We start from the raw sequence: 15,303 nt of genomic DNA, 5'->3' as shown, positions 1-15,303 counted from the left end.
GCTAACCTCCGAGACGCCAGACCACCGACCAGGGCGGAAGCCGGTCGCCGGCCGCGCCGCCCCAGATCGGCGTGCCCGCGTTATTGCTGGAATGCGCGATCTCCCGATCGGACAGATTGGCGGCGAGGCGCAACATCGTTCCGTCGCCCATGCGCCAATGCGCGGTGAGCAAGCCGCTGTCGGCGGCCTCGGCATCGCCGAAGATCGCGCCCTTCAGCCGCGGCGCGATTTCCTTGCGACGGAGCGCGAGCAGGTCTCGCACCAGAGCGAGCCGCGCCTCCTGCTCCGGCGTGCGGCCGGTCCAGTCGAGCACGGCCGATTTCAGCGTCGCCGGATCAAGCGGGTCGGGCACCTCGTCGCCGTATTTCTCGTAGGCCCAGGCATATTCCTGCCGGCGGCCCTTGCGCACGGCATCGGCGAGCCCGCCCTGGAAGTCGCAGAAGAACGGGAAGGGTGCCGTCGAGCCCCATTCCTCGCCCATGAACAGCATTGGTATCATGGGAGCCAGAAGCGTCACCGCCAGCGCAGCCTCGATCTGCTGCGGCGATGCCAGGCTTTCGAGCCGGTCGCCCAGCGGGCGGTTGCCGATCTGGTCGTGGTTCTGGAGGAAATTCACGAAGGTGGCCGGCGGCAGCTCGCCGCTCGGCTCGCCGCGCGGCTTCTTGCCCCAGAATTCCGAGATCTCGCCCTGGTAGACGAAGCCGGACGCCAGCGCACGCGCGAGATCCATGCGCGGCGTCTGGTAGTCGGCATAGTAGCCGGCGAGCTCGCCGGTCAGCATCACGTGCCAGACGTGATGGTAGTCGTCGTTCCACTGCGCACGATATTTGCCGTTCGGCGGATCCTGCGCGGCATCGAGCAAGCTTGCGCGATTGTCGCCGTTCTCCAGCACCAGATGGATGTGCCGCCCGGTCGCCTTGGCGAGTTCGCCCGTGGCGACGCTGAGATCCTGCAGCATCGACTGCTCGCCGGGGATCGCCATGATATGGTTGGCGGCGTCAAGCCGCAGGCCGTCGAAGCGGTAGTCGGTAAGCCAGGACAGAGCGTTCTCGACTGCAAACGCGCGCACCTGCGGCAGCCGATAGTCGATCGCGCTGCCCCACGGTGTGTGGGCGTCGGTGAAGAAGGTCGGGGCGTAGCGGCCGAGGTAATTTCCTTCGGGGCCGAAATGATTGTACACCACGTCGAGAAACACCACCAGCCCGCGCAGATGCGCTTCGTCGATCAGCGTCTTCAGGTCTTCCGGACGGCCATAGGCGCTGTCGGGTGCATACCACAGCACGCCGTCATAGCCCCAGCCGCGCCGGCCCGCGAAATCCGCAAGTGGCATCAATTCCAGCGCGGTGATGCCGGTCGCAACGAGATGATCGAGCCTGGCGATCATGGCGCGGTAAGTGCCTTCCGCCGTGAACGTGCCGACATGGGTTTCGATCAGCACCGTCTCTTCCCAGGGGCGTCCGCGCCAATCGCGCGCGCGCCACGTGAAGGCGTCATGATCGACCACCTCGCTCGGACCGAACACGTCCTCGGGCTGGAACGCCGAGGCGGGATCGGGCACGTCGATTTCGTCGTCGATTCTGAACTTGTAGGCGCTGCCGGCGGTCAGGCCGGAAATGTCAGCCACGTACCAGCCATCCTGCCGGCGCTGCATCGCATGCATTCTGTCGAGCAGGAGATCGACGCGTCTTGCGCCCGGGGCCCATAGCCGGAACGATACGCTGTCCTTCGTCGGCCTGGCGCCGAAGGATGGCCTCATAGCGCGCCCGCAAAAGCGAGCACGGAGCGCGGCGGCGCCTTGCTGTCGCTCCCGGGCTGAAAGTCAATCGTGTTCAGCTTGGCCTCGGTCGTGTTGAGGATCTGCTGCCAGCTCTTGTATCCGGTCATATTGGGCAATTTGAATGCGATCTCTTCGGGGGCGGCGTTCAGGATGATAAAGATCGCAGCCCCGCCGGGTTCCATCGGCCCCATCACATAGGATAGGAACCGTCCCTCCGGGAAATTCCAGTCGCTTTCCGTCATCTCGTCACCGGCCGGCGTCAGCCACAACACGCCGTAGGCGACGCCATCCGCGGGGCGGCCGTCGAGCCAGCGGTGGCTGCGGAGTTGCGAGAATCGGCGGCGGATGTCGGCGAGATGAGCGACGAAATCGATCATATCGTCGCCGTCCTTGCCGAGATTGTCCCAGCCCACCCAGCCCACCTCGTTATCCTGGCAATACGCGTTGTTGTTGCCGGATTGCGAGTTGCCGACCTCGTCGCCGGCGAGGATCAGGGGAATGCCCTGCGCCAGCATCAGGCAGGCCAGCACGTTCTTGCGAAGCTGCCGGCGCAGGCTGAGGATTTCCGGATCGTCGGTCGGGCCCTCGACACCGCAATTGTTGCTGTGGTTGTCGTTGGAGCCGTCGCGGTTGTCCTCGCCGTTGGCCTCGTTGTGCTTCTCGTTGTAGCTGAAGAGGTCGGCGAGGGTGAAGCCGTCGTGCACGGTGATGTGGTTGATGCTGGCGCGCGGCCGCCGCCCGTCATGATTGAATAGATCGGAGGACGCGGTCATGCGGCTGGAGATGTCGCCGATCAGGCTGCCTTCGCCGCTCCAATAGCGCCGCATGGCGCTGCGATAGCGATCGTTCCATTCCGACCATTGCGAGGGAAACGCGCCGACCTGGTAGCCGCCGAGGCCGAGGTCCCAGGGTTCGGCGACCAGCTTGACTGTGGCGAGCACAGGATCCTGCCGGACCGCGGTCAGGAACGAGCTGCCGCGATCAAAACCGTTCGGCCCGCGCGCAAGCGTGGTGGCGAGGTCGAAACGAAAGCCGTCGACGTGGCAGACCTCGACCCAGTAGCGCAGCGAATCCATCACCACCTGGAGCACGCGCGGATGGGTGAGGTTGACCGACGAGCCGCAGCCGGTGAAATCGTCATAGTAGCGCGGATTCTCGCGGTTCAGCCAGTAATAGGAGGCGTTGTCGATGCCGCGATAGCACAGCGTCGGACCAAGGTGATTGCCTTCGGCGGTGTGGTTGTAGACGACGTCCAGCATCACCTCGATGCCGGCATCGTGCAGGCGCGCCACGGTGGTGCGGAAGGAATCCAGGGCATTGTCCTGGGCGTAGCGCTGCTCCGGCGCGAAGAAGGACAACGTGTTGTAGCCCCAATAATTGGAGAGCTTCTTCTCGACAAGAATGCGATCGTCGACGAAGCTGTGGATCGGCAGCAGCTCGATCGTGGTGACGCCGAGCTTCTTCAGATGTTCGATCATCGCGGGCGACGACAGGCCGCCATAGGTGCCGCGCAGGTTCGGCGGCACGTCCGCGCGCCTCTGCGTCAGGCCCTTGACGTGGGCCTCGTAGATGATGGTGTCTTCCCAGGCGATGTGGGGGCGGATCTCGCGGCGGCCCCAGTTGAAGGTCTCGTCGACGACGACCGCTTTGGGCATGCCGCGGGCATTGTCGCGCCGGTCGAACGACAGATCCTCGCGCGCGCTGCCGGTGCGGTAGGCGAAATGCGCATCGCTCCAGACCAGCCGTCCGGCGAGCCGCTTGGCATAGGGATCGAGCAGCAGCTTGTTGGCATTGAAACGGTGGCCGTGCTCGGGCTCGTAGGGGCCGTGCACGCGATAGCCGTAGAGCTGGCCTGGCGAGACGTCGTTGAGATAGCCGTGCCAGACGTCTTCGGTACGCTCCGGCAATTCGACGCGTTCGAGCTCGCGGCGGCCCTGGCTGTCGAACAGGCACAACTCCACCTTCTGCGCATTGGCGGAGAACAGCGCGAAATTGGTGCCGCGTCCGTCCCAGCTTGCACCGAGGCGTGCGGGCGATCCAGCAGTCAGGCGCATCGGTCAGCTTTCCGGAACGAGGAAGATCGCGGCCAGCGGCGGAATGGTAAGGCGAAGCTCGGGCGCCTTGCCATTGACGGCATGAACCTCGCCGATGTTTCCGACATTGCTTCCGCCATAATGGGCCGAATCGGAGTTGAGCGCCTCTTTCCACTTGCCGGCAAATGGCACGCGAACGCGGTAGTTGCGATAGACGTTGGGCGAGAAGTTGACGATCACCAGGCAGCGCGCGTTCTCGTCAAAACCCTTGCGCAGCCAGGCAAACACGTTGCGGTTGGCATCATCCGTGATCAGCCATTCGAAGCCGGCGTGGTCGCAATCCATCTGGTGCAGCGCCGGCACTGCGCGATAAAGCCGGTTGAGGTCCCGGATCAGCGCCTGGACGCCAGAATGGTACTTGTATTCGAGCAGGTGCCAGTCGAGCGACTGGTCGTGATTCCATTCGCGGCTTTGCGCGATTTCCGCGCCCATGAACAGCAGCTTCTTGCCGGGATGGCCGAACATGAAGCTGTAATAGGCGCGCAAGTTCGCAAAGCGCTGCCACTCGTCGCCGGGCATCCGGCCTAGGATCGAGCGCTTGCCGTGCACGACTTCGTCATGCGACAGCGGCAGGATGAAGTTCTCCGAGAACGCGTAATGCAGACCGAACAGGATTTCGCCGTGATGATGCTTGCGGTGGATCGGATCCTTGCTGATGTAGCTCAGCGTGTCGTGCATCCAGCCCATGTTCCACTTGTAGCCGAAGCCGAGCCCGCCGAATTCGACCGGACGGGAGACCTGCGGCCATGCGGTGGATTCTTCGGCAGCGGTGGTCGCTTGCGGGAATCGGGCGAACAGCTCGGTGTTGAAGCGTCGCAGGAACGCGATCGCCTCGATGTTTTCCCGCCCGCCATACTGGTTCGGAATCCAGGCGCCCGGCGGGCGGCTGTAATCGAGATACAGCATGGAGGCGACCGCATCGACGCGCAGGCCATCGATCGCGTAGCGCTCGAGCCAGAACAGCGCGTTCGACACCAGAAAGTTCGTCACCTCGGTGCGGCCGTAATTGTAGATCAACGTACCCCAGTCGAGGTGACGGCCCTGCAGCGGGTTGGCGTGCTCGTAGAGCGATGTGCCGTCGAAGCTGCCGAGCCCGTGCGGATCGTCGGGGAAGTGACCGGGCACCCAGTCGAGCAGCACGCCGACGCCTTCGCGGTGGCAGGCATCGACCAGCGCAGCAAAATCCTCCGGCGTGCCGAAGCGGCTCGTCGGCGCATAAAGGCCGGTCGGCTGATAGCCCCACGAGCCGTCGAAGGGATGCTCGCTTACGGGCAGGAATTCAAGGTGGGTAAAAGCCATGTCGCGGGCATAGGCCGGCAGCTGCTCGGCGAGCTCGCGGTAGGTGAGCCATTCGCCGCCGTTCTTGCGCCGCCACGAGCCGAGATGGACCTCGTAGATCGACATCGGCGCCGATAGTGCGTTGATGCCGTCCGGCGCCGGACGGGGGCGCGGCAGATGCGCTTCGTCAAAGACGATGGAGGCCGTCTTCGGACGCAGCTCGCTCGCAAACGCCATCGGGTCGGATTTCAGCGGCAGCAAATGGCCGTGCGGCCCGACGATCTCGAACTTGTAGTGGTCGCCGGCCTTGGCGTGCGGGATGAACAACTCCCAGTAGCCGGAGCCGCGCACCCGCATCGGATGGCGCCGTCCGTCCCAGAAGTTGAAATCGCCGACCACGGCGACGCGTCGCGCATTCGGCGCCAGCACGACAAAGCCGATGCCGTCGACGCCTTCGAGCGTCATCGGATGCGCGCCGAGCTTGTCGTAGAGGCGCTGATGGGTACCTTCGCCGAGCAGATAGAGGTCGAAGTCGGTCAGGATCGGCGGAAAGCGGTAGGCGTCCTCGAACTCGACGACATTGTCGCCGAACTTCGCGCGCAATTGGTAATGCCTGGAACCGTTGGGCAGGGCGCCGATGAAGAGGCCGGCGTCGTGGACGCGGTCAAGCCTTGCCACCTCGCCATGCTCGCCGACCGCCTCGACGTTGGAGGCCTCGGGGAGAAACGCGCGCACCACGCTCTTGCCGCCCTCGGGGTGCAGCCCGAGATAGTGGAAGGGATCGGAATGGCGGCCCTCGATGATCGCATAGGCCTCGGCGGGCAGTTTAGGCATGGGCTTCGCTCTCGGTATCGGACAGAATGCGAAGCAGTCCGCTCAGCGGCGCATGGAGCCCTTCCGGCCGGTGGGACAGCTCGTATTCTACTTCGTCGAACGCTTGATCAAGCAGGAAAAACCTTAACAGGCCTTCCGCGGAATGCGGGTCTTCCGGCCACAGCCGCCGATCGGTCATGGCCTCGCGGTACACGGACAGGAACGTCGAGGTGGCGCGCTCGCGCCACTCACTGAGCGCAGCCGCAATCCGCTCCTGCTCGTCCGAGGGGCCCGAGAACGCACGGTTGAGCGCCGCGGCGGCCGACAGATCGATCGAGCGGATCAGGCCGGCGACGTCGCGCGCGGCCGGCGCCTTGCGCCGCTTCTCGGCCAGGGGCAGACGCGGATCGCCGTCGAAATCGATGATGAAGATATCGTCCTTCACGATCAAAGTTTGCCCAAGGCGGAAGTCGCCATGATGACGGATGTTCAACCCGCCGATGTCGGGTGGCAATAGCGCATTTAGCCGGTCGGACAGACCCGCGCGCGCCGTGGCGAGCTGATCGACCAGCGGCCGGTCGGCTTCTCGCAAGCCCTCGCGGCTTTCGATCAGCCGCTCGAAAACGTGCTCGGCGCGTGTCTTGAGGTCCGACGTCCAGTGCTCGACGTGTGCCGGGCTGATTGGCTCGGCGGCGAGATCGCCGGTGTTTGCGGCGGCGAGCGCGATGTGCAACTCGGCGAGCCGTCGGCCGGTCTGCGCCAGATGATGCAGATAGGGCGCCTGGTCCGGGGTTGCGGGCGACGTCTCGCCCGCCGGCAGCAGGCGCAGCTCATCCACGTAGCGGTCGAGAAAGCCCGCGGTCACGGCCCAGCCGTCGCCCTGGTTCTCGACATAGGCATGCAGGACTCCGATCGTGCTGCGCTCGTCGCCTTCGACCAATTCGGCCGTGCCGAGCAGCGCCGGCGTGTTGGTGAAGCGCGCAACCTCGGTCAGATAGCGGCCCATCTCGATCTCGGGATTGATGCCGCTTTCGAGCCGGCGATAGATCTTGGCAACGTATTGGTTGTCGACCAGGGCGGTGCTGTTCGACTGTTCAATCGCGCGAATACGCTCGGGTTCCTTGACGGTGTATTCGGAGAACAGGCTGGTCGGCTTGAACTCCAGCCGCAGATTGTTCTCCTCCACGACTAGGTGCTGCGACAGGTTGCGCAGGAACAGGCCGATGAAGATCTGGTCGGTCGCGACATCGAGCAGCGTGCCCTCGCGCGCGCCCTGGCGCACGGCGGCGAGCGCTTTCGGATTGAAGCGTTCGCGGTCGAAGCGCACCCATTCGATCTGCATCGGCAGCACGTAGCGCGTCGCAACGCCATATTGTGCCGCTTCGAAGAACGCGATCCAAGGCCGGTTGTCGCCGATGTCGCAGAACGGAATCGCCGACGTCAGCGTGGGCCGGATCTGCCGCGGATTGTGCTCGGGATACCACCGCGTCCGCGACAAAAATCCCGGCAGCACGTCGCGCTCGAACACGCCGCGTTCGCGCGCCAGCGAGACCCAGGTCGAGTTGAGCGGCACCACCAGCGTCTCGAATTCCGGCACCGCCCGCGGGATCACCGGCTCGGACTTGTCGCGCTCCAGCAGCTGGAACCAGTAGAAGCCGTAAGGACCCAGCGTGATCATGTAGGGCAGCTCGCCGATCGCCGGGAAGCGGGTGCGGCCGAGCATCTCTTGCGGAATGCGGTCCTTCCACGGCGACAGGTCGAGCTCGGTCGCCTGCGCGGCGCGCGAGAGGTTCGCGACGCAGAGGATCACCTCGTCGCGATACTGCCGGACATAGGCGAGCACGGCTCGATTGGACGGGCGGATGAAGGTCATGGTGCCGCGGCCGAAGGCCAGCGTCGACTTGCGTACCGAGATCAGCCGCTTGGTCGCGCTGAGCAGCGAGGACAGGCTGCGCGATTGCGCCTCGACGTTCACCGATTCGTAGCCGTAGACCGGGTCCATGATCGGCGGCGCATAGAGGCGGGCCGGATCGGCGCGGGAGAAGCCGCCATTGCGGTCCGGGCTCCACTGCATCGGCGTGCGCACGCCGTTGCGGTCGCCGAGATAGATGTTGTCGCCCATGCCGATCTCGTCGCCGTAATAGATGATCGGCGTGCCCGGGAACGACAGCAACAGCGAGTTCATCAGCTCGATCTTGCGGCGGTCGTTGTCCATCAGCGGCGCAAGGCGCCGGCGGATGCCGACATTGATGCGGGCCCGCGGGTCGTTGGCGTATGTGGTCCAGAGATAGTCGCGTTCGACGTCTGTGACCATTTCCAGCGTCAGCTCGTCGTGGTTACGCAGGAACAGCGCCCATTGGCAGCTTGCGGGAATGTCCGGGGTCTGGCGCAGGATGTCGGTGATCGGAAAGCGGTCCTCTTGCGCGATCGCCATGTAGATGCGCGGCATCAGCGGGAAGTGATAGGCCATGTGGCACTCGTCGCCGCGGCCGAAATATTCCTGCACGTCCTCGGGCCATTGATTGGCTTCAGCCAGCAGCAGCTTGCCTTTGGAGTAGGCATCCAGCTCCTGGCGCAGGCGCTTGATGATCGCATGCGTCTCGGGGAGGTTCTCGTTCGACGTCCCCTCGCGCTCGCAGAGGTAGGGGATCGCGTCGAGGCGGAAGCCGTCGACGCCGGCATCGAGCCAGCGCTTCATCACCTGGATGAGGGCGCTGACCACGCGCGGATTGTCGAAATTGAGATCCGGCTGGTGCGAGAAGAATCGATGCCAATAGAACGCGCCCGCCTCGGTATCCCAGGTCCAGTTCGATTTCTCGGTGTCGGTAAAGATGATGCGCGTGCCCTGGTATTTCTGGTCGGTGTCGCTCCAGACATACCAGTTGCGGGCGCTCGATCCTGCCGGGCTGCGCCGTGCGCGCTTGAACCAATTGTGCTGGTCCGAGGTGTGGTTGACGACGAGCTCGGTGATCACCCGCAAACCCCGCCGTTGCGCTTCCTGGATGAAACGCTTGAAATCCTTCATCGTCCCGAAATCGGAATTGACAGCGCCGTAATCGGCGATGTCGTAGCCGTCGTCGCGGCCGGGTGAGGGGTAGAACGGCAACAGCCACAGCGCGGTGACGCCGAGATCCTGGAGATAGGCCAGCTTCTCGGTCAGCCCGGCGAAATCGCCGATGCCGTCATTGTTGCTGTCGGCGAAAGCCTTGACGTGAAGCTGGTAGATGATGGCGTCCTTGTACCAGAGCTCATCCACGATCTCCGCAGCGTCAGCCTTCTTGGTGTCGACGGAAGACAAAACATTCATGGCGTGCGCCCTTACGCCAGGCAGCGGAACAAGAGCGCAGGATCGCGGTCGGGATCGATACGCAACCTGATGCCGCCCCATTCGATGCGGGACTGTTCGCCGGTGAGGAGATTTTCGAGTGCGGTGACGTGGCGACGCTCGCCGCCGACGTCGACGGTGAGGTCGCCGAGCGGCAACCAGAATTCGCGCGCATGGCCCGTGAGCGCGATGGCGGCGACGACGGTGTTCGCCGGATCGGTTGCCTGCTTCACGAAGCCGATCGTCTCGCCATCCTCGATGCCGAGAAAGCGCAGATTGGCGGTCTGCCGGAGCGCCGCGTTCTCGTTGCGGATTCGGTTCAACTCGGTGATGTAGCTCTTGATATTGCCCGCCTTGTCCCAGTCGCGCTGCCGGATCTGATACTTCTCGGAATCGAGATACTCTTCGCGGCCGGGGATGGCTTCATGCTCGAGCAGTTCGAAGCCGCTGTAGATTCCGTAATTGCCCGACAGCGTCGCGGCCAGCGCAACGCGCGACTTGAACATCCAGGCCTCGCCGCTCTGGAGGTGATAGGGCAGGAGGTCGGGTGTGTTGACGAACAGGTTCGGCCGATAGTAGTCCCGCTCGGGATAGCGCGTGAGTTCGCCGAGATACTGCTCGAGTTCCCATTTCTCGGTGCGCCAGGGGAAATAGCTGAAGGATTGCGTAAAGCCGAGCTTTGCCAGACCGTTCATCAATTTCGGTCGCGCGTACGTCTTGGAGAACAGGATCACCTGGGGATGCCGGCGGCGGATGTCGCGGATCAGCCATTCCCAGAACTGGAACGGCGCGGTGTCGTGATTGTCGATAGCGAAGATGGTCACGCCATGGTCGATCCAGAACAGCATGGCGTCGCGGAACGCGTTCCACAGCCCGATCCTGTCGACGGATGTGAAATCGGGGATGACGATATCCGGATAGGGCCCGTCAGCCGTCCGCACCGAGCGGTCCGGCCGCCACTTGAACCATTCCGGATGCTGCGTCAGCCAAGGATGGTCAGGCGAGCATTGCACGGCGAAGTCGAGCGCGAGCTCAAGGTCGTATTCGAGACAGGTCGCGACCAGCGCGCGGAAATCCTCGATCGTGCCGAGCTCGGGATGCAGCGCATCGTGCCCGCCCTCGGCGGCACCGATCGCATAAGGCGAGCCGGGATCGCCTTCGGCCGCCACCTGTGAATTGTTGCGGCCCTTGCGGCGGGTGCGGCCGATCGGGTGGATCGGCGTGAAGTAGAGCACGTCGAAACCCATCGCGGCGATGTCGGGCACGCGCGCGATGCAGTCTCTCAGCGTGCCGTGCTGGCCCGGTAGCTGGCTCTGGCTGCGTGGCATCATCTGATACCAGGCGCTGAAGCGCGCCTTGTCGCGGTCGACGATCAGGGGCAAAGGCGGCGAGCGGGTCAGGTCGGGCCGCGACTGGCTCTCCGCCATGGCCTCGCCAAGCTCGGCTGCGAGCAGCGGCATGACTTCGCCGGTCTGAAGATAGTCCTCGCACTGTCTGACGATGACTGCCGCAGCGTCCTGCCGGGCGCCATGCGCCTTGGTCAGGAGGCCGGCACCTTCGATCGCGTCGAGTGTGATATCCACGCCGGAGAGCTGCTTTCGCGCGAGGGCATGACGCCAGGTTGCGAATTCGTCGGTCCAGGCTTCGATGGCATAAACATATTGACCGGGTTCGACCGGGGTGAACGTGCCGGACCATCGGTCATTGTCGTGATGGACCATCGGCTCGCTCCGCCATTCCCGGTCCTGTTCGCCGCGCCAGACTAGCACGGCGCCGACCACGTCATTGCCGTCGCGATAGATGTCGGCCCAGACCTCGATCCGCTCGCCCGCGATCCGTTTCACGGCGAAGCGGCCGCCATCGATCGACGGATAGATGTCTTCGATGAGGAAAGCACCGCCGGCTGCGGCACTCTCGACAGTTTGAATTGTCTTGTTCACGGTGATGCCATTGACAAGAAAGCAGACGCCCGTTTCCCTTGTCGGGAACCTGCACTTGATACCCTATATAGAAAGCCGCTTGTGTGTCATTAGTTCCCCCTGGGAACGGCAGGCGCGGTTTGCGAGTTAACCTTGGCTAACGTCCTCTGCGACCTCATCAAAATCGATGCCCCCGGCCAAAGAGTGGCCTGCAAGCTGCGTGCCGAATGGATCTTTTAGCTCAAGCCCAGATCAAGGGCGTTCAGTCCGAATTCGTCGATGCCCTCGGAAAGCTGCGGGTCACCGATCCCGTCGCCCTCAAATCCATCCTCGACGCCCTGCCGGAGAAGCGGGTCTATCGGTTCGTCAGCGGGCCCGTGGTCGTTCGCGCCCTGGGCCATCCGCGCACCGAGCTGGTGACCACCGGTGCCGCGCCGCTGCAATGGAAAATCACCGCCAGCGCCCTGATCCTTGGCAGCGCCAATGTGATCGCGCAAGGTGAGACGCGCGAGCCTGTGATCGCCTGGCCGACCGGTCTGCCGCTCGGTTACCACCGGTTGACCCTGACCGATTCCGCGGGCGTGACCGAGGAGGTGCCGATGATTGTGGCGCCCGAGCGGGCTTTCGGCGGCGATTTCGACCGCGGCTGGCTGCTCGCGGTGCAGCTCTATAGTGTCCGTTCGGATCGCAATTGGGGCATCGGCGATTTCACCGACCTTGCGAATCTCGTCCACCTCGCCAAGCAGCTCGGAGCCGATGGTGTGGGGCTCAACCCGCTGCACGTGTTGTTCGACGACCAGCCCGCCGATTGCAGTCCCTATTCGCCGAACAGCCGGCTCTTTCTCAATCCACTCTACATCGACGTCGAGGCGATCCCGGAATTTTCCGCCGATCTCGTCCCTGACGCCGCCGCGACCGCCGCGCGGCTCCGTGAAGGCGATCGTGTGCCCTATGCGGATATGGCCGCGCTGAAATGGCTGGCCCTGCGCGCTGCCTTCAACAGCTTCGTGACGAGCGCGAGGGCGGCCCGCCGCAATCAGTTCGACGCCTTCCGCGCCGCGCGCGCGCCGCTCTTGTCCCGCTTTGCCTGCTTCGAGGTGCTGCGCCATCGCTTCACCGGGCCGTGGTGGGAATGGCCGGTGGAATGGCAGCAGCCGACCGATGCGAAATGCGCCGAGCTGCGCAGCGGTCCCGACAGGCGCGAGGTCGAGTTCGTCGAATTCGTGCAATGGACGGCAGATAGCCAGCTGCATGCCGCCAAGGAGCTCGCCGGCCAGCTCGGCATGCGGGTCGGGCTCTATCTCGACGTCGCCGTCGGCGTGCAATCCAACGGCTTCGATGCCTGGAACGAGCAGATGGCGATTTCCCGCCATCTCGCCGTCGGCGCGCCGCCCGACGTGCTCAACACTATCGGCCAGGACTGGGGCCTTGCCGGCTTCAACGCAGGCGGATTAGAGGCCCAATCCTTCGTGCCGTTCGCCGACATGCTGGCGGCCTCGATGCGGCATTCCGGCGCCATCCGCCTCGATCACGTGCTGGGCTTGAAGCGGCTGTATCTCGTGCCGCGCGGCTTCAAGCCCGACAACGGCGCCTATGTGCAGATGCCGTTCGAGGCGCTGCTTGCCGCTGTGGTGCGCGAGAGCGTGGCTCACGAATGCATTGTGATCGGCGAGGACCTTGGCACGGTGCCCGAAGGGTTCCGCGAGACCATGCAGGATTTCGGCATCTGGTCCTACCTCGTCATGATGTTCGAGCGCGACGACGCCGGCCATTTCCGCAACATCGATCATTACCGCCCCAATGCGCTGGTGACGCTAAACACGCATGATCTGTGCACCTACGCCGGTTGGCGCTCCTTCAGCGATCTCGAGATGAAGCGTTCGCTCGGGCTCGATCCCGGCGAAGACGACCAGGCGCGCTGGGATGCGCTCGGCAGGCTCGACGAGATCCTGCATCAGAACGGCATCAACGCCAACGACCTCTATTCGGTGCTCGCCTTCCTGTCGCGCACGCCGTCGCGGCTGCTGGCGGTGTCGCTGGAGGATCTGCTTGGCGTGATCGACCAGCCCAACATTCCCGGTACGATCGACGAGCATCCGAACTGGCGTCAGCGTCTGCCGGTCACGCTCGACAAGATCGCCTCCAAGGTCGATCTCGTGGCCTTGAAGGCCGCGACACGGGAACGTTCACTCGGCGTCGGGAGTTGAAGCGCCGGGTATTTTCAGGCTCGCAGGACATTGTCTCAGAAGATCGAGGACTACGCACTGATTGGCGATTGCGAGACCGCAGCGCTGGTCGGGCGCAACGGCTCGATCGACTGGCTCTGCTGGCCGGCCTTCGATTCCGATGCCTGCTTCGCCGCAATCCTCGGCACGCGCAAGAATGGCCGCTGGCTGATCGCGCCCACCGCGGACGTCATCGGTACGTCGCGCCGCTATCTCGGCAACACGCTCATCCTCGAGACGCGTTTTGAGACGAAGGGCGGCACCGTTGCGCTGATCGATTTCATGCCGCCGCGCGGCAAGGCGTCCGACATCGTGCGGCTGGTCCGCGGCGTGAGCGGTTCGGTGAAACTACGCATGGAACTCGTGATCCGATTCGGCTTCGGCGTCAGCATTCCCTGGGTGCGCCGCTCCGAGGACGGATCGCTGCTGGCGATCGCCGGCCAGGATATGACGGTGCTGCATACGCCGGCCCAAACCCACGGCGAGGATCTGACGACGGTTGCTGAATTCGAGGTGAAGGCCGGAGAGACCGTGCCGTTCGTGCTGAGCTATGGCCCCTCGCATCTGGCTCCGCCCGAGCCGATCGACCCGGAGGTCGCGCTTCAGGAGACCGAAAGATTTTGGAAGGACTGGTGCCGCTCCACGCATGACGGGGCGTATCGCGACCTTGTCATGCGCTCGCTGATCACGTTGAAGGCGCTGACCTTCGCCCCGACCGGCGGCATCGTTGCCGCACCGACGACCTCACTGCCGGAAAAGCTCGGCGGGATGCGGAACTGGGACTACCGCTTCTGCTGGCTGCGCGATGCCACCTTCACGCTGCTGGCACTGATCAACTCGGGCCATACCGAGGAAGCCTCGGCCTGGCACAGTTGGCTGCTGCGCGCAGCCGCCGGCTCGCCGTCGAACATGCAGATCATGTACGGCATCTGGGGCCAGCGGCGGCTGCTGGAATGGGAGGCGGGCTGGCTCGAGGGCTATGAGGGTGCACGGCCGGTGCGCGTCGGCAATGCCGCCCATGCGCAGCTCCAGCTCGACGTCTACGGCGAGCTGATCGATGCGTTCCACCAGTCGCGAATGGCCAAGCTCAAGCTCGACGATGAGACCTGGGCGCTGGAATGCGCCGTGCTCAATCATCTCGCCGAGTTCTGGGACGAGCCCGACCACGGCATCTGGGAGCGGCGCGGCCAGCCGAAACACTACGTCTTCTCCAAGGTGATGACCTGGGTGGCCTTCGACCGCGGCATCAAGAGCGCCGAGACCTTCGGCTTCAAGGCGCCGCTGCTTCACTGGCGCACCCTGCGCGATGCCATCCACCGCGATGTCTGCAACAGAGGTTTTGACGCAAGTCAGAATGCGTTCGTCGAGTCCTATGGCTCGAAATTGCTCGACGCCAGCGTACTGCTGCTGCCTGCGGTCGGCTTTTTGCCGACGTCTGATCCGCGCATCCGCGGCACCATCGCGGCCGTCGAAAAATGCCTCATGCGCGACGGCTTCGTGCTGCGGCACGATCCGCGCGAGGCCTCCGAGGAGCAGCAGCCGATCGAGGGCGCGTTCCTGGCGTGTAGCCTGTGGCTGGCCGATGCCTATGTGCTGTCAGGCGATCTCGACAAGGCGCAGGCGCTGTTCGACCGCGTGGCCGGGCTCGCGAATGATGTCGGGTTATTGGCCGAGGAGTACGACTCAGTTGCGCGCCGCCAGACCGGAAATTTTCCCCAGGCGCTGACGCATATCGCGCTGATCAACACCGCGCATAACCTGTCGACGGCAAGGCAGGAGAGCGAGAAGCCGGCGGTGCAGCGGTCGCAATAATGACCCTGGCAGAATTAGTCTTGATTGGTTCCACGGGCGCAGGTGCGCCCCCTCTCCCGCT

7 protein-coding genes are annotated in these 15,303 nt (G+C 64.3%); 2 read left to right on the top strand and 5 right to left on the bottom strand.

Annotation, left to right across the window (positions count from 1 at the left end):
* Window position 1: 1 nt before the first annotated feature.
* From treZ to FXV83_RS08550, 5 genes are read right to left on the bottom strand one after another with little or no spacing between them, the layout of a single operon-like run.
* Window positions 2-1,756: a malto-oligosyltrehalose trehalohydrolase gene (gene treZ / locus FXV83_RS08570; RefSeq protein ID WP_148738753.1), complete on the bottom strand. Its 1,755-nt coding sequence runs from the start codon at window positions 1,754-1,756 to the stop codon at window positions 2-4.
* A complete protein-coding gene (gene glgX, locus FXV83_RS08565; protein ID WP_148738752.1) occupies window positions 1,753-3,831 on the bottom strand; it encodes a glycogen debranching protein GlgX in 2,079 nt (692 codons plus the stop codon). The genes treZ and glgX overlap by 4 nt, the downstream gene beginning before the upstream one ends.
* A 3-nt stretch (window positions 3,832-3,834) precedes the next feature.
* Window positions 3,835-5,982, bottom strand: coding sequence for a 1,4-alpha-glucan branching protein GlgB (glgB, locus tag FXV83_RS08560; RefSeq protein WP_187435757.1), 2,148 nt, complete (start codon window positions 5,980-5,982; stop codon window positions 3,835-3,837).
* On the bottom strand, window positions 5,975-9,268 hold the full coding sequence (gene treS, locus FXV83_RS08555; protein WP_148738750.1) for a maltose alpha-D-glucosyltransferase: 3,294 nt from the start codon (window positions 9,266-9,268) through the stop codon (window positions 5,975-5,977). The genes glgB and treS overlap by 8 nt, the downstream gene beginning before the upstream one ends.
* An 11-nt stretch (window positions 9,269-9,279) precedes the next feature.
* Window positions 9,280-11,226 (bottom strand): maltotransferase domain-containing protein, encoded by a 1,947-nt coding sequence (locus tag FXV83_RS08550; RefSeq protein WP_148738749.1) that lies wholly within the window; start codon window positions 11,224-11,226, stop codon window positions 9,280-9,282.
* Window positions 11,227-11,432: 206 nt separating this feature from the next.
* On the opposite strand from FXV83_RS08550, the gene malQ reads away from it, so the two are divergent.
* Together malQ and FXV83_RS08540 are read left to right on the top strand one after the other, a co-directional pair.
* Complete coding sequence (gene malQ, locus FXV83_RS08545) at window positions 11,433-13,412, top strand: 4-alpha-glucanotransferase (RefSeq protein ID WP_148738748.1); 1,980 nt, start codon at window positions 11,433-11,435, stop codon at window positions 13,410-13,412.
* Between the two features lie 30 nt (window positions 13,413-13,442).
* Complete coding sequence (locus FXV83_RS08540) at window positions 13,443-15,242, top strand: glycoside hydrolase family 15 protein (RefSeq protein WP_148738747.1); 1,800 nt, start codon at window positions 13,443-13,445, stop codon at window positions 15,240-15,242.
* Window positions 15,243-15,303 lie beyond the last annotated feature (61 nt).

It is taken from the genome of Bradyrhizobium hipponense (genome assembly GCF_008123965.1).
GTDB lineage: Bacteria > Pseudomonadota > Alphaproteobacteria > Rhizobiales > Xanthobacteraceae > Bradyrhizobium > Bradyrhizobium hipponense.
The sequence above is the reverse complement of the archived record's forward strand: the minus strand, read 5'-3'. Positions and strand labels throughout refer to the sequence as shown.